The 25,641-nt window shown below is 61.6% G+C and carries 18 protein-coding genes; 9 read left to right on the forward strand and 9 right to left on the reverse strand.

Annotated features, from left to right (window positions below):
- The first annotated feature begins 483 nt into the window (after positions 1–483).
- Together rlmKL and VXM67_RS09865 are read left to right on the forward strand one after the other, a co-directional pair.
- Entirely contained in the window at positions 484–2,676 is a 2,193-nt protein-coding gene (gene rlmKL / locus VXM67_RS09860; protein ID WP_367237644.1) for a bifunctional 23S rRNA (guanine(2069)-N(7))-methyltransferase RlmK/23S rRNA (guanine(2445)-N(2))-methyltransferase RlmL, read from the forward strand.
- Between the two features lie 94 nt (positions 2,677–2,770).
- The gene (locus VXM67_RS09865; RefSeq protein WP_367237645.1) at positions 2,771–5,164 is read left to right on the forward strand and encodes a diguanylate cyclase; all 2,394 of its coding nucleotides are present in this window, start codon (positions 2,771–2,773) and stop codon (positions 5,162–5,164) included.
- Positions 5,165–5,331: 167 nt separating this feature from the next.
- On the opposite strand, the gene dacB is transcribed toward VXM67_RS09865, so the two are convergent.
- Positions 5,332–6,795 (reverse strand): D-alanyl-D-alanine carboxypeptidase/D-alanyl-D-alanine-endopeptidase, encoded by a 1,464-nt coding sequence (gene dacB / locus VXM67_RS09870; protein WP_023379533.1) that lies wholly within the window; start codon positions 6,793–6,795, stop codon positions 5,332–5,334.
- 188 nt (positions 6,796–6,983) lie between these two features.
- Between dacB and VXM67_RS09875 the strand changes: the two genes are divergently transcribed.
- Entirely contained in the window at positions 6,984–7,328 is a 345-nt protein-coding gene (locus VXM67_RS09875) for a YggL family protein (protein ID WP_023379534.1), read from the forward strand.
- 36 nt (positions 7,329–7,364) lie between these two features.
- Here the strand turns inward: VXM67_RS09875 and VXM67_RS09880 are convergent, their stop codons facing one another.
- From VXM67_RS09880 to VXM67_RS09905, 6 genes are all read right to left on the reverse strand, one after another.
- Positions 7,365–10,979: a transporter substrate-binding domain-containing protein gene (locus tag VXM67_RS09880; RefSeq protein WP_104882005.1), complete on the reverse strand. Its 3,615-nt coding sequence runs from the start codon at positions 10,977–10,979 to the stop codon at positions 7,365–7,367.
- A gap of 8 nt (positions 10,980–10,987) precedes the next feature.
- A complete protein-coding gene (locus tag VXM67_RS09885; RefSeq protein ID WP_023379536.1) occupies positions 10,988–11,608 on the reverse strand; it encodes a response regulator transcription factor in 621 nt (206 codons plus the stop codon).
- A gap of 277 nt (positions 11,609–11,885) precedes the next feature.
- Complete coding sequence (locus VXM67_RS09890) at positions 11,886–13,217, reverse strand: deoxyguanosinetriphosphate triphosphohydrolase (RefSeq protein ID WP_023379537.1); 1,332 nt, start codon at positions 13,215–13,217, stop codon at positions 11,886–11,888.
- 81 nt (positions 13,218–13,298) lie between these two features.
- Entirely contained in the window at positions 13,299–13,625 is a 327-nt protein-coding gene (locus VXM67_RS09895; RefSeq protein ID WP_023379538.1) for a hypothetical protein, read from the reverse strand.
- A complete protein-coding gene (locus VXM67_RS09900) occupies positions 13,622–13,996 on the reverse strand; it encodes a phage holin family protein (RefSeq protein WP_023379540.1) in 375 nt (124 codons plus the stop codon). Before VXM67_RS09900 ends, VXM67_RS09895 begins: the two co-directional genes overlap by 4 nt.
- A gap of 9 nt (positions 13,997–14,005) precedes the next feature.
- A complete protein-coding gene (locus VXM67_RS09905; RefSeq protein ID WP_023379542.1) occupies positions 14,006–14,320 on the reverse strand; it encodes a YqjD family protein in 315 nt (104 codons plus the stop codon).
- A 313-nt stretch (positions 14,321–14,633) separates the two neighbouring features.
- Here VXM67_RS09905 and VXM67_RS09910 point away from each other — a divergent pair, with 313 nt between their 5' ends.
- The 4 genes from VXM67_RS09910 to VXM67_RS09925 all read left to right on the forward strand — a co-directional run bounded on the left by VXM67_RS09910 (position 14,634) and on the right by VXM67_RS09925 (position 17,476).
- Positions 14,634–15,842: an ammonium transporter gene (locus tag VXM67_RS09910; RefSeq protein WP_023379544.1), complete on the forward strand. Its 1,209-nt coding sequence runs from the start codon at positions 14,634–14,636 to the stop codon at positions 15,840–15,842.
- Between the two features lie 72 nt (positions 15,843–15,914).
- The gene (locus VXM67_RS09915; RefSeq protein WP_023379545.1) at positions 15,915–16,151 is read left to right on the forward strand and encodes a glutaredoxin family protein; all 237 of its coding nucleotides are present in this window, start codon (positions 15,915–15,917) and stop codon (positions 16,149–16,151) included.
- A gap of 80 nt (positions 16,152–16,231) precedes the next feature.
- Positions 16,232–16,540 (forward strand): hypothetical protein, encoded by a 309-nt coding sequence (locus VXM67_RS09920; RefSeq protein ID WP_023379546.1) that lies wholly within the window; start codon positions 16,232–16,234, stop codon positions 16,538–16,540.
- Positions 16,541–16,591: 51 nt separating this feature from the next.
- A complete protein-coding gene (locus VXM67_RS09925; protein ID WP_367237646.1) occupies positions 16,592–17,476 on the forward strand; it encodes a pseudouridine synthase in 885 nt (294 codons plus the stop codon).
- A 134-nt stretch (positions 17,477–17,610) separates the two neighbouring features.
- Here the strand turns inward: VXM67_RS09925 and VXM67_RS09930 are convergent, their stop codons facing one another.
- Together VXM67_RS09930 and acnA are read right to left on the reverse strand one after the other, a co-directional pair.
- Positions 17,611–19,176 (reverse strand): PAS domain-containing methyl-accepting chemotaxis protein, encoded by a 1,566-nt coding sequence (locus VXM67_RS09930; RefSeq protein ID WP_023379548.1) that lies wholly within the window; start codon positions 19,174–19,176, stop codon positions 17,611–17,613.
- Positions 19,177–21,261: 2,085 nt separating this feature from the next.
- On the reverse strand, positions 21,262–24,003 hold the full coding sequence (gene acnA / locus VXM67_RS09935; RefSeq protein ID WP_367237647.1) for an aconitate hydratase AcnA: 2,742 nt from the start codon (positions 24,001–24,003) through the stop codon (positions 21,262–21,264).
- 223 nt (positions 24,004–24,226) lie between these two features.
- On the opposite strand from acnA, the gene rlmM reads away from it, so the two are divergent.
- Positions 24,227–25,291: a 23S rRNA (cytidine(2498)-2'-O)-methyltransferase RlmM gene (gene rlmM, locus VXM67_RS09940; protein WP_023379550.1), complete on the forward strand. Its 1,065-nt coding sequence runs from the start codon at positions 24,227–24,229 to the stop codon at positions 25,289–25,291.
- Between the two features lie 77 nt (positions 25,292–25,368).
- Positions 25,369–25,611 carry a sulfurtransferase TusA gene (gene tusA, locus VXM67_RS09945; protein ID WP_023379551.1) on the forward strand — a complete coding sequence of 81 codons (243 nt, stop codon included), beginning with the start codon at positions 25,369–25,371 and terminating at the stop codon, positions 25,609–25,611.
- Positions 25,612–25,641: the final 30 nt, after the last annotated feature.

Genomic DNA, 25,641 nt, shown 5'->3' on the forward strand with positions numbered 1-25,641 from the left:
CGCTCGCTGCCGGCGTGGCGAGCTGAAGATGCCGCCTCGTTGCGAAGCGGCCTGAGACCAGTTCTAACGAAAGCAGGTCACGGTGTGAATGACCGATTTGTCATAAGGACGTAACCTTTCCGAGGGTGAGGGGATAAGTAAATAAATGCGACTCAACCTTATTTGGCTTTGAGGCCGCTATGATCGGTGTTTGCCGATCGTTGACGTCATTTCGCCAGCGCTGCCGCGGGGTGACAGAAATATTCAGTAATGCGACGAAGGGTCACATTTGACTCCCAGGCGCTGGCATTTTTTGTACTGCTTGATGATCTAAGCTGTCCTCGTCACTGGCGAGCGGCCGATCAATCAGGCGGCCCGGCCTTTACCCGCGCATGTAGCGCAAGGGGCGGCCACCCGGACACCTGTTGGAAAGGGGTTCGGGCAAACATCGGCGGGGCGATGCGTCGCACCGTCACCTATTTAGCCCAAGGCTTTGGAATCCACATGTCGGACCGTTTCGAACTTTATCTCACCTGCCCCAAAGGCCTGGAAGGCCTGCTCGCCGATGAGGCCCGCGGCCTCGGCCTCGAAGAGGTGCGCGAGCATACCTCGGCCATTCGCGGCGTCGCCGACATGGAAACCGCCTACCGCCTGTGCATCTGGTCGCGCCTGGCCAACCGCGTGCTGCTGGTGCTCAAGCGCTTCGCCATGAAGAATGCCGACGACCTCTACGATGGCGTGCACGCCGTGGATTGGGCTGACCATCTGGCCGCAGACGGCACTTTGGCGGTCGAGTTCAGCGGCCATGGCTCGGGTATCGACAATACCCACTTCGGTGCGCTCAAGGTCAAGGATGCCATCGTTGACAAACTGCGCAACCGTGAAGGCCTGCGCCCTTCGGTCGAAAAGGTCGACCCTGATGTGCGTGTGCACCTGCGCCTGGACCGCGGCGAAGCGATCCTTTCGCTCGATCTGTCCGGCCACAGCCTTCATCAGCGTGGCTACCGCTTGCAGCAGGGCGCTGCGCCGCTGAAGGAGAACCTGGCGGCGGCCGTGCTGATCCGTGCCGGTTGGCCACGCATTGCCGCCGAAGGCGGCGCCCTGGCCGACCCGATGTGTGGTGTGGGCACCTTCCTGGTGGAAGCGGCCATGATCGCTGCCGATATCGCTCCCAACCTCAAGCGTGAACGCTGGGGTTTCAGCAACTGGCTTGGCCATGTGCCGGCGTTGTGGCGCAAGGTGCAGGAACAGGCGCAGGCCCGCGCCGAGGCGGGTTTGGCCAAGCCCCCACTGTGGATTCGCGGCTACGAAGCCGATCCTCGGTTGATCCAGCCGGGTCGCAACAACGTCGAACGTGCCGGCCTGGGCGACTGGGTAAAGATCTACCAGGGCGAAGTCGCCAGCTTCGAGCCGCGCCCCGACCAGAACCAGAAGGGCCTGGTCATCAGCAACCCGCCCTACGGTGAGCGCCTGGGTGACGAAGCCAGTTTGTTGTACCTCTACCAGAACCTCGGCGAGCGCCTGCGCCAGGCCTGCATGGGCTGGGAAGCGGCGGTATTCACCGGCGCACCTGAGTTGGGCAAGCGCATGGGCATTCGCAGCCACAAGCAGTACGCGTTCTGGAACGGAGCGTTGCCGTGCAAGCTGCTGCTGTTCAAGGTGCAGCCTGACCAGTTCGTCACCGGTGAGCGCCGCGAAGGCCCGGTCGATGGCGCTGAAGGTGGTCACCAGGCTCCGGTGGCCAGTGAGCCTGCGCGGCTGTCGGAAGGCGCGCAGATGTTCGCTAATCGTCTGCAGAAAAACCTGAAGCAGCTGGGCAAGTGGGCGCGTCGCGAGCAGGTGGAATGCTACCGTCTGTACGATGCCGACATGCCTGAGTACGCCCTGGCCGTGGACCTCTACCAGAACTGGGTGCACGTTCAGGAATATGCGGCGCCGCGGTCGGTCGACCCGGAGAAGGCCCAGGCGCGCCTGCTCGATGCCTTGGCAGCCATCCCACAGGCGTTGGGTATCGATCCCCAGCGTGTGGTGCTCAAGCGTCGTGAGCGGCAAAGTGGCACTCGCCAATACGAGCGTCAGGCCACCGAGGGTCGCTTCCAGGAGGTCAACGAAGGTGGCGTCAAGCTGTTGGTCAACCTCACGGACTACCTGGACACTGGCCTGTTCCTCGACCATCGCCCGATGCGCATGCGCATCCAGCGCGAGGCGGCCGGCAAGCGCTTCCTCAACCTGTTCTGCTACACCGCCACGGCGACCGTGCATGCGGCCAAGGGCGGTGCGCGCAGCACCACCAGCGTCGACCTGTCGAAAACCTACCTCGACTGGGCGCGCCGCAACCTGTCGCTCAATGGCTTCTCCGAACGTAACCGCCTGGAACAAGGCGATGTGATGGCGTGGTTGGAGGGCAATCGTGACAGCTTCGACCTCATCTTCATCGACCCGCCGACCTTCTCCAACTCCAAGCGGATGGAAGGGGTGTTCGACGTTCAACGTGACCACGTGCAGTTGCTTGACCTTGCCATGGCCCGTCTGGCACCGGGTGGCGTGTTGTACTTCTCCAACAACTTCCGCAAGTTCCAGCTCGATGAACACCTGGCCACGCGCTATGGGGTGGAGGAGATCACCGCGCAGACACTGGACCCGGATTTTGCCCGTAACAATCGCATTCACCGCGCCTGGCGCCTGCAATTGCGCTGATACGACGAGGAACGTTGCGCGGCTGATGGCCAATAGCTATAAATGAGCGCAGGGCTGGAAAATTCGCAGGACGCTGACGTGACGAGATTGCTTTATGTCCAAGGGTGGCGTGCATGCGAGGATCCTCGCCCTGTGCAGGGAGGTTGTGCCTGCCTGGGCCGTGGCGTTGGTGGCATTGGTGGCAGGCGGCCTGTTGTCGGCCGCCTTGGCGTTGGCCGCGCAGACATTCTATAAACAACAACTGCGCCAGCGTTTCGACCTGCTGGCCAGTGAGCGTTACAGTCGAATTGCCGAGCGTTTCGAAGACCAGCAGCAGCGCCTGGACGGCCTGCGGCGTTTTTTCAGCTTCTCCAGCGAAATAACCCCCCGCGAATTCGATGGCTATGCCCGGCCATTGCTGCTGCGCACGCAAGTCTACTCCTGGGCTCCGCGCGTGGAGGCGGCGCAGCGTGCCGAGTTCGAGCGCCGTGCCAGCGCCTGGCTCGGGCAGCCCTACCAGATCCGTGAACGGGATGCCCAAGGCAATTGGCATCCCGCGCCGCCACGCGATTACTACTTTCCGGTGCTCTATACCCAGGCAGCCAACATGGACGGTCAACCCTATGGGCTGGACCTGCGCAGCCAGCCTGAGCGCGAGGCGACGCTGGCGCGTGCCGTGGTGCCGGGCAGCATGGCGGTATCGTCACCGCTGAACATGATCAATGTCGCGCCGGACTATACCCGGGGGTTGCTGATGGTGGCACCGGTGTTCTCCGATAACGCAGCCGACGGACCTCCGTCCGGTTACGTGATGGCGTTGTTGAGCATGCGCCAGTTGATCACCGAAGGTCTTCCGGCGGTAGCCAACGACAATCTGGTGGTCCGGATCGTCGACCCCACTGGCACCGGTGGCCAGGAAGTGCTGTTCGACTCGCAGAACCCGGTTGCGCCCCTGCCGCTGGGTAGCAGCCAGTTGCTGCACCTGGCCGATCACGACTACCAGATCGATATCCGCCCCAGCATGGCCTTCCTCAAGGCCAACCGCTCCTCGGCGGCGCTCGGGATCGGCCTGCTGGGTGGATTGCTGAGTGTGTTGCTCAGTGCCTTGCTGTACAGCTTGTTCAGTCAGCGGCAACGAGCATTGGCGCTGGTCGAGCAGCGCACCGCCGAACTGCGGGTGAGCGAGCAGACGCTGCGCGGTACCCACAACCAGTTACGCAGCATATTGGATGCGGCGACCCAGGTGGCGATCATCGCCACCAGTCTCAAGGGCGTGATCAGCACGTTCAACGCTGGCGCCGAAAGCATGCTGGGGTACTCGGCCAGCGAGGCGGTCGGCCATCTGCGGCTCGAGGATCTGGTTCTGCCCCAGGAGCTGCACCTGCGTGCCCACGCGCTGAGCGTGCGTTACGGGCGGGATATCGCGGGGGGGCAGGCCATGTTCGCCGAAACGGTGCAGGAGGCGGGTGGAGAACCTGGAGAGTGGACTTTGCGGCGCAAGGATGGCAGCCAGTTGGTGGCCAACATGCTGGTCACTGCGGTGCTTGACGAGCAGGGGCTGTGGGTCGGTTACCTGGCCATCTGCATCGATGTTACCGAAAGGCGGCGCGTGCACGAGGCGCTGGCACTGCGTGACAGGTTGCTGGAGAAGCTCAGTGCCGAAGTGCCAGGTGGGATTTATCAGTACCGCCTCGATGCCGATGGCCGTTCGTGCTTCCCGTATTCCAGTCAGGGGCTGTACGACATTTACGAAGTGGACCTTCAATTGCTGCGCGAAGATGCCTCCAAGGTGTTCGAGCGTATCCATCCCGATGACCTGGAGCGAGTGCGCCGCTCAGTGCTTTATTCGGCCGAGCATCTCACCCCGTGGCGTGAAGAGTATCGTGTCTGTTTGCCGTGCGCGGGGCTGCGCTGGGTGCGGGGCGAGGCGACGCCTGAAATAGGCGAGCAGGGGTGTACGCTGTGGCACGGCTATCTCACGGACATTTCCGACCTCAAGCGTGTGGAGGAGGAGCTCAGAACCTTGTCGGTGACCGATGCCCTCACCGGAATCCATAACCGGCGCTACTTCCAGGAACGGCTCAAGGTGGAGCTGGAGCGTGCCCAGCGCGATAACTCGGACCTGGCCGTGATCATGCTCGACATTGACCATTTCAAACGAATCAATGACCAGTTCGGCCATGCGGTGGGCGACCATGTGCTGCGCAGCCTGTGCCAGCGCATCGGCAACCGCTTGCGGCGTACCGATGTGTTTTGTCGTCTGGGTGGCGAGGAGTTCATGGTGCTGTGCCCGGGAAGCAACGCCGACCAGGCCTACCGTTTGGCGCTTGAACTGTGGCAGGGGGTACGCAATGTGCCGGTGGACGGTGTCGGCAGGGTGACTGCGAGTTTCGGGATTGCCGGATGGCGTTCAGGCGAGGCGGCCGATGCGTTGTTGTTGCGGGCGGATGCCGGGGTGTATGCGGCCAAACAGGCCGGGAGGGACCGGGTCGAGACGGAGCTGCCATGAGCGCCGCTGCTTGCTGCGGCGCCTTCTTGTAGGAGCGGGTTTACCCGCGAACACGGGCTAAGCCCGTGTCATCCACCGGGTTGCCTGATTCGTGGGTAAACCCGCTCTCACAGGCAAAGCGCGAGCGTCTAGGTGCTCCTGCACGGTCCATGCAGGAGCGCCGATGGTCACTGAGCGGTGGATGCCGTGCTGTTGGCGAGCTTGGGCTGGCGATACAGGTCCAGCAGAACCTGGTCCAGCACCTGCGAAGCACCCCATGGCTTTGGATCGTTGAGGATCGCCGCCACCGCCCAGGTATGGCCGTTGCTGTCGCGGCTGAAGCCGGCAATGGCACGTACGGTGTTCAGCGTACCGGTCTTGATGTGGGCCTCGCCGGTCATCGCCGTGCGTTTCAGGCGCTTGCGCATCGTGCCGTCCATACCCACCAGCGGCATCGAACTGATGAATTCGGCGGAGTAGGGGCTTTTCCAGGCGGCCTGAAGCAAGGCCGCCATCTCGCGGGTGCTCACGCGTTCGGCACGGGACAGACCAGAGCCGTTCTCCATGACCAGATGCGGCGCGGTGATGCCTTTTTTCGCCAGCCACTGGCGGACCACGCGTTGGGCTGCGCGGGCATCGTCACCGTCGGCATCGGTACGGAACTGTGCGCCGATGCTCAGGAACAACTGCTGGGCCATGGTGTTATTGCTGTACTTGTTGATGTCGCGGATCACTTCCACCAGGTCGGGGGAGAACGCCCGGGCCAGCAGACGCGCGCTCTTGGGTACGTTTTCGACGCGGTCGCGGCCCTGGATGCTGCCGCCCAGCTCGTTCCAGATCGCCCGCACGGCGCCGGCCGCGTAGGTCGGGTGATCGAGCAGAGACAGGTAGGTTTGCGAGTTGCAGCCGTCGCCGAGTTGGCCGCTGACCACCACGCTCAGGCCGTCGGGCTGGGCTACCGGGTTGTAGCGCACATCGCCGCTGCACTGTTTGGAGGCCACCGCCTTGACCTGGTTGTCGATACGGATGTTGGCAATCGGCGGCTCGACCGCGACGGTCACCTTGCCGCCATCGTTGCGGGCGACGAACCGCAGGGCCTTGAGGTTGACCAGCAGCGAATCGGGTTTGACCAGGAAGGGTTTGTTGACGTCACCGCCGTCATCATCGAACTGTGGCAGGTTCGGCTGGACGAAGTGGCTGCGGTCCAGCACCAGGTCGCCGGTAACCGTGCGCACGCCGTTGGCGCGCAAGTCACGCATCAGCAACCACAGTTTTTCCATGTTCAGCTTGGGGTCGCCGCCGCCCTTGAGGTACAGATTGCCGTTGAGCACGCCATTGCTCAGCGTGCCATCGGTGAAGAATTCGGTCTTCCACTGATAGGTCGGCCCAAGCAGCTCCAGGGCGGCATAGGTGGTGACCAGTTTCATGGTCGAAGCCGGGTTCACCGAAACATCGGCATTGAACACGGTTGGGGTACCGGGCCCATCCAGTGGCAGCATGACCAGCGACAGTGCCGAGTCCTGCAGTTTGTTGGCTTTGAGGGCCTGCTGGACCTTGGGAGGTAGGGTGGTGTTGACGGCTGCGGCCTGGCTGGGCAGTGCCAGAGGCAGAAGCAGGCCGGCGAGAACAAGGGGACGGAGCGTTTTGATCATGTTCGATAAGTACCCTGCGCACGAGGGGAATGATAGCGGGGCTGTAAAAGATGATGGCCCCAGGACGACATACGAGTGCGCATTATGCCCCAAGCGCGATCTACATGGGCTACGGTTCAACGGAAAAGCGCCGCTGGCGCGTGGAAACTGGTAAAGTGCCGCGCGTTATTACTCAAGAGGATTGTTTCATGGCCACCAACCGTTCCCGTCGTCTGCGCAAGAAGCTGTGCGTGGATGAATTCCAGGAGCTGGGTTTCGAACTGAACCTGGATTTCAAGGAAGACCTGTCCGACGAAGCCATCGATGCCTTCCTCGATGCCTTCCTGGCAGAAGCCATGGACGCCAACGGCCTGGACTATGTTGGCGGCGATGACTTCGGCCTGGTCTGCCTGGCCAAGCGTGGCTCGGTCAGCGAAGAACAGCGCGCCACCGTCGAGAGCTGGCTCAAGGGCCGCAGCGAACTGACCAAGATCGAAGTCAGCCCGCTGCTGGACGCCTGGTATCCGGACAAGCCGATCAACCCGGCTTCCTGATCCACAGCTGAGCGGCCGTCCCGCTGACGGACCGCTTCACTGAGCCCTGGCAGGCCCACTCAGGTGCCTGGCCAGGGCTTTTTCAACTCGGCGCATGTGCCGAGCCAACGCCTGTCGCCGGGTCTTCACCATCGAAGTCGGCAGGGCGGTCTCTTCAAGGGCCTCGCAGGCCGCCATCAAGCGCTGTGCTTCGAGCATGCGCGCTGCGCTTAGGATCTTGTGCGCCTGGTCGGAAATCTCCAAGGCGTCTTCAACGGGGTCCATTTGCATCAACACCGTCAGGTCTTGCCGCAAGCTCTCGAGCAACGTGGTCAGGAACCGAGTGCGGGCGCTTGGGTCATTGCCTACGATCGTGCCCAGGCCTTCGAGACAGAAGGGGTGACGCTTGGCGGCGCTGGCTGGTTGACGCGGTTTGATATCGGCCAGGTATTTGCTTAGGGTGCCCAGGCTGATGGGCTTGAGCAGGCAGTCGTCCATGCCGGCGTTCAGGCATTTCTGTGTCACCTCAGGCTGCGCGTTGGCGGTGTAGCCCAGAATTACGCAACGCGCTCGTCCACTGCGTTGTTCTTCGGCACGTACCGCTGTCGCCAGTTGGTAGCCATTCATGTGAGGCATGTTGCAGTCGAGGACCAGCGCATCGAAATTGCCCTCACGCCATTTTTCCAGGCCCTCGGGACCATTGTTGGCGCTCGACTGGCTAAGGCCCAGGTAACTCAGCTGCTGTTCCATCAACAGCAGGTTGGCCGGGTGGTCGTCGATGACCAGGATATTCAGCCTTGGGTCGGGGGTTTGCACGGCGTCGTTCGCCGGCACGGCGCGCGACGGTGGGCCCACCCGCTGCAGCGGCATGACCAGGCGCACCTGGGTGCCAACGCCCTCAAGGCTCTTGATGGTCAGCTTGCCGCCCATCATCTCGCACAGGTTCCGGCAGATGGCCAGTCCGAGTCCGGTACCGGCCCGGGCGCCTTGACTGTGAGGGTTGGCCTGGACGAACGGGCTGAACAATCGGTGCAGATCATCGGCCTGTATACCGATGCCGCTGTCACGCACCTCGAGATCCAGTAGGCCCAGGCCGGTGCCGTCATCATCCTGCACGTCCACACTGATGCGCACCTGGCCATGCTCGGTGAACTTGATGGCATTGCTGGTCAGGTTCGACAGCACCTGTTTGAAACGCAGCGGGTCGAGTAACGCATGGCAGCGTGCGCCAGGGGCGATCAGAACCTCCAGTGACAGGTTTTTCTGGCGGGCCTGGCCGTCGAACACGCGTCCTACCGATTCGATCAGTGCAGCGAGGTTTACAGGCTCCGGCGCCAGTGAAAGGTGGCCCGACTCGATCCGAACGATGTCCAGGATATCGCCGATCAAGCCCAGCAGGTCCTTGGCCGAAAGGTAGGCGACTTCCAGTGCCGAGCGGTCCACCTGCCCTCGGTTCGCCCGTTTGACCGCCAGCTCCAGCATGCCGATGACCGCGTTCATTGGCGTACGGATCTCATGGCTGATGGTTGCCAGGAAGGTGCTTTTGGCACGGTTGGCATCATCGGCCTGCTGCTTGGCCTGGCGTAACTGCTGGACCAGCTTGCGCCGCTCGCTGATGTCGATCCAGCCGCCGATGATCCCCTTGACTTCGCCCATGGAATCCCGGTACGGCAGAATCCAGTGGTAGATGGTCATCTCCTGGCCCTTGACCCGCAGCGGCCGGTCGAGGATCAATGGGGTACCGATGCTCATCACACGGTGGTAGTCGGCCTGGATCTGCCGTGTATGTTCAGGATCGCCGTTCAGGCTGTCTTCCAGGCGCTTGCCAATGACGTCTTCGGCGCTGGCCTGGACGGCCTCCAGGTAGCTGTCGTTGCAGCTTTGCAGGCACCCCTCGCGATCTCGCACGTACATCGGATGTGGAGTGCCGTTGATCAGGGCACGCATGAACGCCAGTTGATCGTTCAGGGCGCGCTCGGCGAGTTGGCGCTGTTTGATCTGGCGCCGCAGGCGCGCATTCCAAAGCAGCGCCAGCAGCAGTAGCAGGCCGGTTCCCAGCAGGACCTGCACCGCCAGGCGCAGAAAACCCTGCCAGGTGTTGTCCTCATGGACGCTGTAGCCGCGCCAGCGGTTGTTGATGACCCCCAGTTCCTCCGGCGAGATGCTCATCAGGGCTTTGTCGAGAATCGAAGCGAGCTCGCTCGACGCACTCGGCATGGCCATGGCGAAGCTGGCAGGCTCGCTGTCGATCGAGCTGCGGATGATCAGGTCGGGGTTGCCGGACACTGCGTGGTTGGCGTCGAGCAAGGTGGTGATGACGGCGTCGACGGCCCCGCTGCGCAACAAGGCCATGGAATAGAAGGCGCTTTCGGTTTCGATCCAGCCAATCAGGGGATAGCGCCTGGAAAGCATCTCGTCCATGGCGCTGTAGCGGGTAATTGCGATGCGATGGCCTTGGAGTTGCTCCAGGGTATCCAGTGGTTGCTCGTTGGCACGGGTAACCAGTACGTAGGCACTTTCAAGGTACGGGCGACTGAGGCGCAAGGCGGCGCCATCGGCGCCGTCGGTGGCGAACGCGGCGATCATGTCGACCCGGCCATCCTTGAGCCGGGTGATCATGTCGGCGATACCGCTGGCGCGCTGCACCTCGAAGCGCAGGCCGGTACGCAGGCGAACCAGTTCCAGCAGGTCGGCGCTGATCCCGCGAAAATGGCCGACACCATCGAAGAACGAGACCGGCGCTGCCGTCTCGTCGATGGCTACCCGCACTGTCGGATGGGTCTGCCGCCATTTTTCCTCGGCGGCCGTCAGTTGCAGTTGGCGATCGGTCAGCAGCGTATCGCTGCCCGCGCTCCAGCGTTTGAAGATACTGGTGCGCACGACGCTGGGCTGGATATCGAGGGTGGCGTTCACCAGTTCCCTGAGGGTGGTATCGTCCTGGCGCATGGCGAAGCCGAAGCCAACCGCCTCGTGCTGGCTGAAGCTGGCCATGCGTAGGCGTGGCAGGTGGCCGCGATTGAGCTGGTAGTGGGTGGAGATCGTGTCTCCGATGAACACGTCGGCTTGGCCAAAGGCTACGGCGGCAAGGGCCTGGGATGATGAGCCGAAGGCCAGCAGCTCGGCCTTGGGGTAGGTGTCATGGACTTTTCGCTCGGGCTGGTAATGATACAGCATGCCCAGGCGCAGCCCATCGAGGTCACGGTCCACCGCACGTTTTTCATATTCGCGTGTGACCAGCACCGGTTGGTCGATGGCATAGGGGCGGGACAGCACCAAGCCGTCGGTTTGTGCTTCGTAGCTGTTGGCGCTGCCGAGCAGGTCGATTTCACCCCGTTTCAGGGCCTCGACCGCTGCTTGTCGGTGAGGGTAGCGCAAAACCCGTATTGGCAGCTTCAGGGCTTTGCCGATCAGGTTGGCGTATTCAGCGGTGAGGCCCTGGTAGTCGCGGCCACCGCTGGTGATGTCGAACGGAGGGTAGTCCGGTGCCGAGGTGCCCAGCACCAGTTCGCGACGATTCTCCAGCCATTGCTGCTGCTCGGGCGTCAGTTGCGGATAGGTCGCGGTCGTACCGGAGCGGGGCAGCAACGCATAGGCGGTGGCTTCATGGTGTGTCGCCTGGGCCGCACTCATCATGATCAAGCCAAGGAACATGCAGACAACGTAGCGTGCCATGCCAGGCCTCAGACCAATGCGTTGCGTTTGGCCATGTCTATCAGGTCGACCAGTGTATTGACCTTGAGCTTTTGCATCAGTCGTTTCTTGTAGGTGCTGACGGTTTTGTTGCTCAGGAACATGCCCTGGGCAATCTCCTTGTTGCTTCTGCCTTGGGCAAATAGTTGCAGCACCATAAGTTCGCGGTCATTAACCTGTCGGAAAAGTTTTAAATCGGCGTCCGACGCTTCCTGGGAATAATTCATTGCCTGGCTGGGGAAATAATTGTATCCAGCAAGTACAGCCTTGATGGCGCTCAGCAGTTCGCTGAGGTCTTCCTGCTTGCACACATAACCGGCCGCCCCCGAATGCATGCAGCGCACCGCAAACAAGGCCGGGGACTGGGCGGTGAGTACCAGCACTTTCAATGGCAAGGCCATGTTCTGGAGGCGTGACAGCATTTCCAGGCCATCGAGCATGGGGATGCTGATGTCGAGAATCACCAGGTCGGGGAGGGCGTCGCGGATCCTCTGCATGGCATCGACACCGTTGTCCGATTCGCCGACGATCTTGTAGTTCTGGTTCTCCAGCAGCATGCGTACAGCCAGGCGGATAACGGGGTGGTCATCGACAATGAATACGGATTGCATGTTCAACTTCCTGCGGATTAGTGGCGAAGGCAGGTGCACCTTAACTCAGTTGGAAGTCAGCGGGCATGCGAGGAACGACTGTTAGCGATATATGGGAAATCGCTTACAAGAAAAAACAAATAAGACTACGAAAATGCCACGTGTTGTTATTCATTTGACTGATTTAGTAACTTTATATTTGCTAAAAACAAGCCGTGTTTAGCCTTGCTCGGCGGTATGTAGGAGTTTTCTTTCAAAAAGGGTGGCGCGGGCAGCCGCCGCGCCACGTGACAGGTACTCATACCGGGCTGGAACGACCTGTCATTTCCCGTGCCATTTCGCTGGCATAGCTGTCGGTCATGCCGGCGATGAAATCGATCATGCGCAGGAAGGCATTGTGCAGTGAACCGTGTGGGTCGGGCGCATTGTTGCCGATCAGGTCGAGCACCCGGCGGCTCTTGAACGACGGTGAGCGGCCGCCATGTTGTTCCAGAGCAGCTCCGCAGAAGGTGTTGAGCAGGATTTCCAGCGTGGTGTAGGCGCCGATCTCGTGCAGGGTCTTGCGTTTGTCCTGGAAGATCTTGTTACGCGCCATGTCCTTGGCCTGCAGAACGCAGCGCTTGGCCGGGCCATGCATGTGCTCCACCAGATCCCCTGGCAGACGGCCGGCCAACAGCGCCTGTTGCTGCTCGACGAAGGCGCGGGCGGCTGCGTTGGTCAGGTGCTCGATGGCCTTGCCGCGCAGGATGGCCAGCTTTCGTCGCCGGGAGTCCGAGGGGCCGAGTTGGCGGTAGGTTTCGGGCAGGTCGTCGCCAACCAGGTCGAGCAGCAGCGCTTCGACCTCCGCGTACTGGAGCAACTCCATTTCCAGACCGTCTTCCAGGTCGATCAGCGCGTAGCAGATGTCGTCGGCCGCCTCCATCAGGTACACCAGCGGGTGACGCGCCCAGCGTTGGTGCTCGAGCAGTGGCAGGCCCAGTTTGCGGGCGATCTGCTCCAACAGCGGCAATTCGCTCTGGTAGCACCCGAATTTATGCTTCTTGTAGCCCAAGGCATCCGCGTGGCGGGCGCTCCAAGGGTATTTGAGGTAGGTGCCCAGCGTGGCGTAGGTCAGTCGGGTACCGCCATCGAACTGGTGGTACTCCAACTGCGTGAGCACACGGAAACCCTGGGCGTTGCCCTCGAAATTGAGGAAGTCGGCCCTTTCGTCATCATTCATGTCGTCCAGCCAGCCACGATCCGCGGCCTGCTGGAACCAGTGACGAATAGCGTCCTCGCCTGAATGGCCGAACGGCGGGTTGCCGATATCGTGGGCCAGGCAGGCGGACTGTACGATCATGCCCAGGTCGCTGGGGGCGCACCAGTCCGGCAAGCTGTCGCGCAGGGTTTCGCCAACCCGCATGCCCAGCGAACGGCCGACGCAGCTGACCTCCAGGGAATGGGTCAGGCGGGTATGGATATGATCGTTGCTGGAGACTGGGTGTACCTGGGTCTTGCGTCCCAGGCGGCGAAAGGCGCCCGAGAAGATGATCCGGTCGTGGTCTTTGTGGAAGGGGCTGCGGCCGAGTTCTTCGGGGCTGTACAGGGCTTTGCCCAGGCGTTCACGGGTCAGCAGGGTTTGCCAGTCCAAGGCTCGATCTCCTGTCGGTCGATGGCCATAGCTTCCCGTGTCGCGGCTGGCGGTGCAAGCGCCAGCCGCTGATCATTCCCCTCAGGGGCGCCGATTCTGCATGAACAGGCGAATCAGTGGCAGCAAGCTACCCCCCAGCCGCACCAGACGGGCCAGGTTGCCGCTGCGCATGCCTTTGCCTGTGAGGAAACCCATCGCTACCACAGCGCCGAGCCCCCACAATGGCGCATGCTTGATGCCCAGGCCGTCCTGCAGCGAATTACCCATGCCGCGCACGCGTCTGAGTGGTTCGAGCAGTTGCGCCGACTCGTGGCGAATTTCCTGACGGTGCATTTCCAGGCGCAGGCGCAACAGTGCCTTGCGCAGTTCCCTTGGGTTTCGAGTATTTGGCAATTCCGGCAGGCTCATGGCAGTAGGCGCTCCCGGTCCTTGGCCAACTCTTCAAGCGTGGCGTTGAAGGGCGACGATTCGTCGAATACCGCGGCCTTGAGGCGCAAGCCGCAATACAGCGCGGCCAGGCTGTAGAACACGCACAGGCCAATGATGCCGGCCAGTCGATAGCTGTCCCACAGCAGTACCAGCAACAGTCCGGACAAGGCTGTCAGCAACAGCAAAGCGAAGACCAGTGCCAGACCCGCGAACAACAGCAGGCTCAGGGTGCGGGCTTTCTGCTCCTGCAGTTCGATGCCGAACAGTTCGATATGGCTGTGCAACAGCCCGAGCAGGGCCGCACTCAGGCGTTTGCCCGAAACGCCGGCGCCGTTGGCGTCGTTCTCCATGGGTACTCCTCAGCGCCGATTGGCCAACAGGCCGATCAGCAGGCCAACGCCCGCAGCGATACCGATCGCGTGCCAGGGCTTTTCCTGCACATACTGCTCGGCGGCACCCAGGGCGGCCTGGCCGCGTTCGCGCACTGAGTCCTGGGTCAGTTGCAGCGTTTCGCGGGCCTGGGTCAGGCGCTCGTGGATCTGCTCGCGCAGTTCGTCGGCCTGGTCGCCTGCCAGGTTGGCGGTGTCGGCAAGCAGTTTCTCGGTGTCTCGCACCAGTGCCTGGAAGTCAGCCATCAATATCTCTTGTGCATTCTTTGCCGATTTGCTGGCCATGGGGCTCTCCCTTGAGTGTTGGTGAAAATTTCGAGTAACGCGGCGTGGCAAAGGTTCACTGCCAACGCTGGTATGGGCCTTGCTAAGTGTTTTGCCACGTCATGGGGCGATGGCATGGACCGTTGCGCCGATTCAGGGCGACACCCCGGCGGATACCAACAAACCTTAACCCAATCCTCGACAAACCCAAGAAAAAACCACGCAGGCTCCAGCCAGGTCACTGAAACAGGGCAGGGGGCTGGCACCGATTAGGTGCACGGATGCAGGTTCTTGAACTGTCCTGGTGCTTTTTTTCAGCAGGTCTGCCTACGTCATGGAAAACATGCACAGCGCGATGGACTCCCTGGTCCATGGCTCCAATACGCTTTTCATCCTCATGGGGGCCATTCTAGTACTGGCCATGCACGCTGGCTTCGCTTTTCTGGAAGTGGGGACCGTGCGACACAAGAATCAGGTCAACGCATTGTCGAAGATCCTCAGCGACTTCGCCATATCGGCCTTGGTGTACTTCTTCATCGGTTACTGGATCGCCTATGGGGTAAGCTTCCTGCACCCGGCGGCGCAGCTGGCGGCCGACCACGGCTATGCACTGGTCAAGTGCTTCTTTCTGCTGACCTTCGCCGCGGCCATCCCGGCCATCATCTCCGGCGGTATCGCCGAGCGGGCGCGATTCGCCCCGCAGCTGTGCGCAACCGCATTGATCGTTGCGTTCATCTACCCGTTCTTCGAAGGCCTGGCATGGAACGGCAACCTGGGTGTGCAGGCATGGCTGCAGGCTACCTTCGGTGCGCCTTTCCATGACTTCGCGGGCTCGGTGGTGGTGCACGCCATGGGCGGCTGGCTGGCCCTGGCGGCAGTGGTACTGCTGGGCGCGCGGCGTGGGCGCTATCGGGAGGGCCGTCTGGTGGCGTTCGCGCCTTCGAGCATTCCATTCCTGGCGCTGGGTTCGTGGATTCTGATCATCGGCTGGTTCGGCTTCAACGTCATGAGTGCCCAGACCCTGCAGGGGGTGAGCGGCCTGGTGGCGATCAACTCGTTGATGGCCATGGTCGGGGGAACGCTGGCGGCCCTGCTGGCCGGGCGCAATGACCCTGGCTTCCTGCATAACGGCCCATTGGCAGGCCTGGTGGCCGTGTGCGCAGGTTCGGACCTGATGCACCCGATTGGCGCTCTGGCCACCGGGCTGGTGGCGGGCGTGCTGTTCGTCTGGAGCTTCACCGCTGCACAGAACCGCTGGAAGATCGACGATGTGCTGGGTGTCTGGCCTCTGCACGGCTTGTGCGGGGTTTGGGGCGGAATCGCCTGTGGCATCTTCGGCCAGGTCGCGTTGGGCGGCATGGGCGGGGTCAGCCTGATCAGCCAGCTTTTGGGCAGCCTGGCTGGTGTGGTGGTGGCGTTGGTGGGCGGTTTCGCGGTGTATGGAACCCTCCGTGCGCTGCATGGCCTGCGTTTGAGCCACGAGCAGGAGTTCCAGGGCGCCGACCTGTCGCTGCACCGCATCGGTGCCACCAGCCAGGATTGAGCCGAGTCAGATGCGCATAGGGCGGGACCGACCTAGAATAGAGGCTCTCCCATTCTCTGACCGGACCTGCCCATGCTGCCTGAATGCCAACTGTTCGGCACCCTCGGTTGCCATCTATGCGAAGTGGCCGAGGCCGTGCTGATGCCTTTCGTCGAGCACGGCCTGCTGGTGGAGCTGGTCGATATCGCCGAAGACGAAGCGTTCTTCGAGCGATACAGCCTGATCATTCCGGTGTTGCGGCGATGCGACAACGGCGCCGAGTTGCGCTGGCCATTCGATGCCGAGCAGGTGGTGACCTTTCTTGGCTGACCTGTGCGAGGGCAGCCTGAATTGACGGAATAGTGAAGCTCTCCGTATGCTGTATATAAATACAGTATCAGGGTGAACTCATGCTCAACGTCGAGCAACTCAAGTACAGCGTCAACCGCATGTCGCCAGACCGGGTATGCGACGCCGTGGTCGAACTGCGTCTTGAAGGCCTGGTGACGGACGACCGCACCCCATTTGGCAAGGTGCATTTCAACACCTGCTTTGCCGAGATCGAGGCCTTGTTCCAACGGGCCGGCTACCACCGGGCGCTCGATGTCGTGGGTTATCAGGGTCTGGTCTATGCGCTCTACGACCCTGGACGTTGGGAGGCGGTGGAGGTGTTGCGTTGGTTGAAAGAGCGTAGCGATGGAGTAGGGCGGGCTGGTTGAGCCGTCGGGCTTGGGGGATAATGCGCGGTCCTGATCGCCCAGAGCTTTGCCATGACCACACCGTTCGACCCCGCTCGCCAGCAGGCCAGCACCGTCTGCCTGCCACCTGGTAACTGGGCGACGGTTCTGGATTGTCTTTGCGACCACTTCAGCGCCATCAGTCGCGACCAGTGGCTTGACCGTTTTGCCCGTGGTCGTGTGCTCGATGCCGAAGGCCAGCCTATTGCAGCTCACCTGCCATATAGGCGGGGCATGCGCCTGCACTATTTTCGCGAAGTGCCCAATGAACGGCCGATCCCGGTGCAGGAAACCATTGTTCACATGGATGAGCACCTGGTGGTGGCTGACAAGCCGCATTTCCTGCCGGTGACGCCGACCGGGGAATACGTCGAACAGACCTTGCTGCGCCGCCTGATCCGCCGCCTGGACAATCCCCACCTGGTGCCGCTGCACCGGATCGACCGGCACACCGCGGGCCTGGTGTTGTTCTCCGCCAACCCTCAGACCCGCAGCGCCTACCAGCGGCTGTTTCCCGAGCGGCGCATCGACAAGCGCTACCAGGCCATTGCTGCGGCGATGCCACAGCATGCATTCCCTTTGGTGCACCGAAGCCGCCTGGTACATGGTGAGCCATTCTTCCGCATGCACGAGGTCGAGGGCCAGAGCAATAGCGAGACCTTGGCCGAGGTGCTGGAAAAGCGAGGCGAGCTTTGGCGCTACGGGCTGTCGCCGGTAACCGGCAAGACTCATCAATTACGTGTTCATATGGCGGCGCTCGGGGCAGGGATCTGCAACGACCCGTTCTACCCGGTTTTGCTCAAGGAAGAAGACGATTACCAGCGACCGTTGAAGTTGCTGGCGCAGAGTTTGCGTTTCGAGGATCCGTTGACGGGGGAGCAGCGGTACTTCGAGAGTGGTTTGACGCTGGGTTGGTGAAGCCGGGCCGCTATGCGGCCCGTTGTTCATGCGGGCTCCTCGCAGGAGCACCCGATTGCTGTTGTCTTGCCGGTTCTATTGCTGGCAAGCCGGTTCCTACAGGCGGTGCGCGACGCCTGCAGGAGCGAGCAAGCTTATCGGTTGAAGCGCTCCACCAGCGAATACTGCGTGCCGGCAGTGGAGGTCAGCTCTTCGCTGAGCAGTGCCGAGTGTTGCGCCTGTTCGGCGGTCTGGTCGGCCAGCTCGGCGATGGTGCTGATGTTGCGGCTGATCTCGTCGGCCACGGCGGTCTGTTCTTCGGTGGCCGCCGCGATCTGGGTGGCCATGTCGGTGATATTGGCTACCGCTTCGCTGATTCCAATCAGCGCCTGGTCGGCCTGCATGACCCGCTCGACACCTTCCTGGGCCTGGCGGTGACCGGTTTCCATGGTGAGTACAGCGTTGCTGGCGGTTTGTTGCAGCTTGGCGATCAGGGTGTGGATTTGTCCGGTCGACTCGGCGGTACGCTGGGCCAGTTGGCGGACCTCGTCGGCGACCACCGCGAAACCACGGCCCATTTCACCGGCGCGGGCGGCTTCGATGGCGGCGTTCAGTGCCAGCAGGTTGGTCTGGTCGGCGATGCCTTTGATCACGTCTACCACACCACCGATTTCATCGCTGTCCTTGGCCAGTTGCGTCACGGTCTGACCGGTTTCGCCCACGGCTGTGGAGAGTCGTTCGATGGCTTCGCGGGTTTCACCGGCGATCTGGCGACCCTGGCTGGTCAGGCGGTTGGCTTCCTGGGTGGCGTCGGCAGTGCGTTGGACGTGGTTGGCCACTTCCTGAGTGGTGCTGGCCATCTGGTTGACGGCGGCGGCGACCTGTTCGGTTTCCACCCGCTGACGCTCCAGCCCCGAGGAGCTCTTGTGGGCCAGGGCATCGGACTGGCGCGCTTGCTCGCTGAGGTGTTCGGCACTGTCCTGCAGACGTGTCAGGCAGGTCTTCATCCGCGCATCCTGGCTGAGCATCGCCATTTCCAGGCGTGCCTGTACGCCGCGGCTGTCGGTGAACATCTGCGCGATCAGCGGGTCGGAGGTGGTCTGCTCGGCCAGGCGCAGCAGGCGTTTGAGGCCGCGTTGCTGCCAGGTCAGGCCAAGCAGGCCCAGCGGTACCGACAGGCCGGCGGCCAGGGCAAAGCCCCAGGAATGGCCGAGCCAGTTGCCGATGAGGAAGCCGATCTGGCTGACGAGAATGAACGGCAGCCAGTCCTGCACCACCGGCAGCCATGTGTCGCGGCGCGGGATGGCGCTCTTGCCTTGGTTGATGCGTTGGTAGAGGGCTTCGGCGCGGCGGATCTGCTCGGCAGTAGGTTTGACGCGGACCGACTCGAAGCCGATGACTTGGTTGTTTTCGAAAATGGGGGTGACGTAGGCATTGACCCAGTAGTGGTCGCCCGATTTGCAGCGGTTCTTGACGATGCCCATCCAGGGCAGGCCCTGCTTCAGGGTCTGCCACATATGCGAGAACACCGCCGACGGAACGTCGGGGTGGCGCACCAGGTTGTGCGGGGCACCGGTCAGTTCTTCGCGGGAGAACCCGCTGATCTCGATGAATGCATCGTTGCAGTAGGTGATCACACCTTTGGCATTGGTGGTGGAGATCAACCGCTGTTGGGCAGGGAAAGTCCGTTCTCTCTGGGTAATCGGCTGGTTGTTACGCATGGGCTGAGTAATCCGCAAGGCTTTCCACAGATATCGGCAAGCCACTGGTTTTATTGAATGAATATTTAATTATGGTTGATCTGGCGCAAGGATTGTGAGGTGGGGCTGCATTAGGGAATCCTAGGTTTTCAGGGAAGATGCTGCCTTTACTCGGAACTTTATGACCATTTTGTGACGCTTGGCGTCTATCATGACCGATTGGCCATCAAAGAGCCATCGCGCGATGCATGCTGCGCTTTTGCTTTCTTTTGCTTTTGCTGTGTTCTGGTTTCCAGTACGCGGTTGTCCAGGCGCCGCTACTTGCGACGTCGGTAGGTCGAGCGTAGGGCTTGCTCCGGGAGGGCCGCGCTGAACGGCCCCTCCTGGGCCGCAGCGCTTGACGGGCATCCATGCCCGTCACCTCCCTGCGCAGTCGCATCAGGTGGCGTCTGAACTACTGCGAGCTAGAAGCAAGAGCAAAGCGAAGCAAAAGAAAATTTGCCTCGCATTTATGGTTTTAATATTGAATGTGCGGCTGGTTCTGTTGTTGTTGTTGTTGTTGTTGTTGTTGTTGTTGTTCGGATTAGGTATTTCAAGCGCCGCTTTTGCTTTTAATGCGCGATATCCCAGACGCTGCAAATTGCGACGTCAGTAGGCCGAGCATAGGGCTTGCGGAGGGAGGTGACGGGCATGGATGCCCGTCAAGCGCTGCGGCCCAGGAGGGGCCGTTCAGCGCGGTCCTCCCGGGAGCAAGCCCGTAGCGAGGGAACCCCGGAGCGAAGCGTAGGGGCCGGATGATAGGAGCCAGCGGTTTTTGCCTACTTTTGCCCAAGAGCAAAAGCAGGTCGCCGTAAAGGCGAAAAGGTGAATGAGCGCCTCCATGGCGAATGGATATGCACGCTATCTGAATGCCGCCCTTAAATCTGTGCTTTGAAGTTTGAGGTTTTGGTTTCTGGATGCGTGAGCATATCCATTTGCCAAGGCGACGCTCAATCACCTTTCCGCTCTTACAGCGGGTCACTTTTTGGCAGACGCCCCAAAAAGTAACCAAAAAAGTCTGGCTCCTATCATCCGGCCCCTGCGCTGCGCTCCGGGGTTCCCTCGCTCCGGGCTTGCTCCGGGAGGACCGCGCTGAACGGCCCCTCCTGGGCCGCAGCGCTTGACGGGCATCCATGCCCGTCACCTCCCTGCGCAAGCCCTGCGCTCGGCCTCCTGAAGTCGCATTAGGTGGCGTCTGAACTACCGCGCGCTAGAAGCAAGAGCAAAGCGAAGCAAAAGAAAATTTGCCTCGCATTTATGGTTTTAATATTGAATGTGCGGCTGGTTTAGCTGTTGTTGTTGTTGTTGTTGTTGTTGTTGTTGTTGTTGTTGTTGTTGTTGTTGTTGTTGTTGTTCGGATTTGGTATTTCATGCTCCGCTTTTGCTTTTAATGCGCGATATCCCAGACGCTGCAAATTGCGACGTCAGTAGGCCGAGCGTAGGGCTTGCGGAGGGAGGTGACGGGCATGGATGCCCGTCAAGCGCTGCGGCCCAGGAGGGGCCGTTCAGCGCGGTCCTCCCGGGAGCAAGCCCGTAGCGAGGGAACCCCGGAGCGAAGCGTAGGGGCCGGATGATAGGAGCCAGCGGTTTTTGCCTACTTTTGCCCAAGAGCAAAAGTAGGTCGCCGTAAAGGCGAAAAGGTGAATGAGCGCCTCCATGGCGAATGGATATTCACGCTATCTGAATGCCGCCCTTAAATCTGTGCTTTGAAGTTTGAAGTTTGAAGTTTTGGTTTCTGGATACGTGAGCATATCCATTTGCCAAGGTGACGCTCAATCACCTTTCCGCTCTTACAGCGGGTCACTTTTTGGCAGACGCCCCAAAAAGTAACCAAAAAAGTCTGGCTCCTATCATCCGGCCCCTGCGCTGCGCTCCGGGGTTCCCTCGCTCCGGGCTTGCTCCGGGAGGACCGCGCTGAACGGCCCCTCCTGGGCCGCAGCGCTTGACGGGCATCCATGCCCGTCACCTCCCTGCGCAAGCCCTGCGCTCGGCCTCCTGAAGTCGCATGAGGTGGCGCCTGAACTACCGCGCGCTGGAAGCAAAAGCAAAAGCAATGATTCATGGTCCTCAACTTGCAATCAATTGCCTCAGCACATAATGCAGAATGCCGCCCGATTTGAAGTACTCCACTTCATTCAAGGTATCGATCCTGCACAACACCTCGATCTTCTCCTGCTCCCCATCCTCACGAGTCATTCGCAACGTTAAACGCATTCCCGGCCGAATAGATGCATTTTCAAGGCCCTCGATATCGATGATCTCCCGGCCCGTCAGCCGCAACTGCTTGCGATCGTTCCCAGCCATGAACTGCAATGGCAATACCCCCATACCAACCAGATTGGAACGGTGGATACGTTCGAAACTCTCCGCCAACACCGCCTTCACACCCAGCAAGTTGGTACCTTTGGCCGCCCAGTCACGGCTCGAACCCGTACCATATTCCTGGCCCGCCACCACCACCAATGGCGTTCCTTCAGCCTGGTAACGCATCGCCGCATCATAGATCGACAGCTTCTCGCCCGAAGGCACATGCACCGTATTGCCGCCTTCCTCACCCCCCAGCATCTCGTTGCGGATTCGAATGTTGGCGAAGGTGCCGCGCATCATCACCTCATGGTTCCCCCGACGCGAACCGTAGGAGTTGAAGTCCCGTGGCTCGACACCCTTCTCGCGCAGGTAACGCCCAGCCGGGCTGTCGGCCTTGATGTTGCCAGCGGGGGAGATGTGATCGGTGGTCACCGAGTCGCCAAGCAACGCCAGGATCCGCGCACCATGGATATCACCGATGTGCGGCAATGGCCCGGCAATGTCATCGAAGAACGGCGGGTGCTGGATGTACGTCGAGTCGTCCTGCCAAACGTAGGTGGCCGCCTGCGGTACCTCGATCGCTTGCCACTGCGCGTCACCGGCGAAAACCTCCGCATACTCCTTGTGGAACATGCCGGTGTCGACTTTGGCCACGGCGTCGGCAATCTCCTTCTGACTCGGCCAGATATCGCGCAGGTACACCGGCTGCCCATCCTTGCCGGCGCCCAGGGCATCTCGTGTCAGGTCCAGGCGCACGCTGCCGGCAAGGGCATAGGCAACCACCAGCGGCGGCGATGCCAGCCAGTTGGTCTTCACCAGCGGGTGCACCCGGCCTTCGAAGTTGCGGTTGCCTGAGAGCACCGAGGCAACCGTGAGGTCAGCGTTGGCAATGGCCTTCTCGATCGCCTCGTCCAACGGCCCCGAGTTGCCGATACAGGTGGTGCAGCCATAACCGACCAGGTCAAAACCCAATTGATCAAGGTAGTGGGTCAAACCGGCTGCCTTGAAGTAGTCGGTGACCACTTTCGAGCCTGGCGCCAGGGAGCTCTTCACCCAAGGCTTGCGTTGCAGGCCCTTTTCCACGGCCTTCTTCGCCACCAGGCCAGCAGCCATCATCACGCTGGGGTTGGAGGTGTTGGTGCAGGAGGTGATGGCCGCGATCACCACCGCGCCGTCGCGCAGGGTGTGGGTTTGCCCATCATGCTGGTAGTCGACTTCGCCAGCTTGATCGGCATTGCCTACCGCCACGCCGCCGCCACCTTCGCTTTCCAGGCGGCCAATCTCCTTGGCCAGTGGTTTGGGCTGCAGTTCGATGAAGTGGTCGAAGGCCTGCTTCACCTGGCCCAGGGCGACGCGGTCCTGAGGGCGTTTCGGGCCAGCCAGGCTGGCCTCCACGTCGTTCATATCGAGCGCCAGGGTATCGCTGAACAGCGGTTCCTGACCCGGCAGGCGCCACAGGCCCTGCGCCTTGCAGTACTGTTCGACCAGCTGCACCGTTTCGTTGGGACGACCGGACAGGCGCAGATACTCCAGTGTCACGTCGTCTACCGGGAAGAAACCACAGGTCGCGCCGTACTCTGGAGCCATGTTGGCCAGCGTCGCCCGGTCGGCCAGGGGCAGGTCCGCCAGGCCATCGCCATAGAATTCGACGAACTTGCCCACTACACCTTTCTTGCGCAGCATCTGTGTCACGGTCAGTACCAGGTCCGTAGCGGTGATGCCCTCACGTAACTTGCCGGTGAGTTTGAAGCCGACCACTTCCGGAATCAGCATCGACACCGGCTGGCCCAGCATGGCGGCCTCTGCCTCGATCCCGCCAACCCCCCAGCCAAGCACGCCGAGGCCGTTGATCATGGTGGTGTGCGAGTCAGTGCCGACCAGCGTGTCCGGGAAGGCGTAGGTGCGGCCGTCTTCTTCACGGGTCCAAACGGTGCGACCGAGGTACTCCAGATTGACCTGGTGGCAGATGCCCGTTCCAGGTGGCACCACCCGGAAGTTGTGAAAGGCACTTTGGCCCCAGCGCAAGAATGCATAGCGCTCGCCGTTGCGCTGCATCTCGATGTCGACGTTCTCGGCGAACGCCTGGGGCGAGGCATAGCGGTCGACCATCACCGAGTGGTCGATCACCAGGTCCACGGGTGACAACGGGTTGATCCGCTGCGGATCGCCGCCGGCCTTGGCCACGGCTGCACGCATGGCAGCCAGGTCGACCACCGCCGGTACACCGGTGAAGTCTTGCATCAGTACCCTGGCTGGGCGGTATTGAATCTCGCGATCCGAACGCCGCTCCTTTAGCCATGAGGCCAGGGCGTGCAAGTCATCGCCGGTGACGGTCTTGCCGTCTTCCCAGCGCAGCAAGTTCTCCAGCAGCACCTTCAGCGACATCGGCAGGCGTTGCAGGTCGCCTAGCTGGCGGGACGCTTCGGCGAGGCTGTAGTAGTGGTAGGTATGGTCGTTTACCTTCAGGGTCTTGAGGGTTTTCAGGCTATCGAGCGAGGGCATTGCCAACTCCTTCTGCGCCGGTGCCTGGCAATCATGGATATTTGCCAGTGGCACCGCTCTGTATCGGCCCGTACGTCACGGGCCTGGCTGAAAGGTCAGGTTAGACCTGTTTGTCATGCATGACCCACTTCTGGACCGGCGGGGCATGTCGCAGGTTCCGATCTTCCTTTATCATCGCCGGCCTGCCGGCGCCGGTTGTGCGCCAGCCGAAGTGGAGTGAGAGATGAATACCCTGTTCATGCATTGCCGGCCCGGTTTCGAGGGCGAGGTGTGCGCAGAAATCAGTGAACACGCCGCCCGCCTTGGCGTTGCCGGTTATGCCAAGGGCAAGCCGCAGAGCGCCTGCGCCGAGTTCGTCTGTGCCGAGGCCGAAGGTGCCGAGCGGTTGATGGGGGAACTGCGCTTCGCTCAGTTGATTTTCCCGCGCCAGTGGGCCCGTGGTGACTTCGTCGAGTTGCCGGAAAGCGACCGTATCAGCGTGTTGCTCGAGCACCTCGGCGCTTACCCGGAGTTCGGCAGCCTATGGCTGGAGGTGCTCGACAGCAACGAAGGCAAGGAGCTGTCGACCTTTTGCCGGAAGTTCGAGGTCCCGCTGCGCAAAGCCTTGGAAAAGGCCGGGCGCCTGGTCGAAGACAGCAATCGCCCGCGTCTGTTGCTGACGTTCATCAGCGGCAGGCGGGTGTTTGTCGGCATGGCGCCACCGAGCAACAGCGCGCTCTGGGCCATGGGTATCCCTCGGCTGAAGTTCCCCCGCGAGGCACCCAGCCGTTCGACCCTCAAGCTCGAGGAAGCCTGGCACCAATTCATTCCCCGCGAGCAGTGGGAGCAGCGTCTGGGTGACGACATGACCGGTGTCGACCTGGGCGCATCGCCTGGTGGTTGGACCTACCAGCTGGTGCGTCGGGGCATGCTGGTCACCGCGATCGACAACGGCCCCATGGCCGAGAGCTTGATGGACACTGGTCTGGTGCAGCACCTGATGGCCGATGGCTTTACCTGGCAGCCAAAGCAGACGGTGGACTGGATGGTCTGCGACATCGTCGAAAAGCCCGCGCGCACCGCTGCCTTGATCGAAACCTGGCTAGGCGAGGGGCTGTGCCGCGAGGCGGTGGTCAACCTCAAGTTGCCGATGAAGCAACGCTATGCCGAGGTGCGGCGTCTGCTGGATCGCATGGAAGCCACCTTCAAGGCGCGCAAGGTCAGGGTTTCGATTGCCTGTAAGCAGCTGTATCACGACCGCGAGGAAGTGACATGTCACCTGCGCCGGCTCGACTTGAAGCCACGCTGAGTGCTTGGGGCCGGCAGCCGGCCCCTTGGACCGAAGCCTGGCATGCGCGACAATAGCGATCATTTGCGGAGTTCCACATGACTGAATTCACCCCCGACGCCATCCTCGATGCCACTGGCCTCAACTGCCCGGAGCCGGTGATGATGCTGCACCAGCACGTGCGCGACCTGGCCGCTGGCGGCCTGCTCAAGGTGATCGCCACCGACCCCTCGACCCGCCGTGATATCCCCAAGTTCTGCAACTTCCTGGGTCATGAGTTGCTGCAACAGCAGGAAGAGGCCGGTACCTTCCTGTACTGGATCCGCAAGAAGACCGACTGAGCCGCGCTGGATCAAGCCGGGCGTAGCGCC

The organism is Pseudomonas sp. Rh2 (genome assembly GCF_040762985.1).
GTDB classification, from domain to species: Bacteria; Pseudomonadota; Gammaproteobacteria; order Pseudomonadales; family Pseudomonadaceae; genus Aquipseudomonas; species Aquipseudomonas taiwanensis.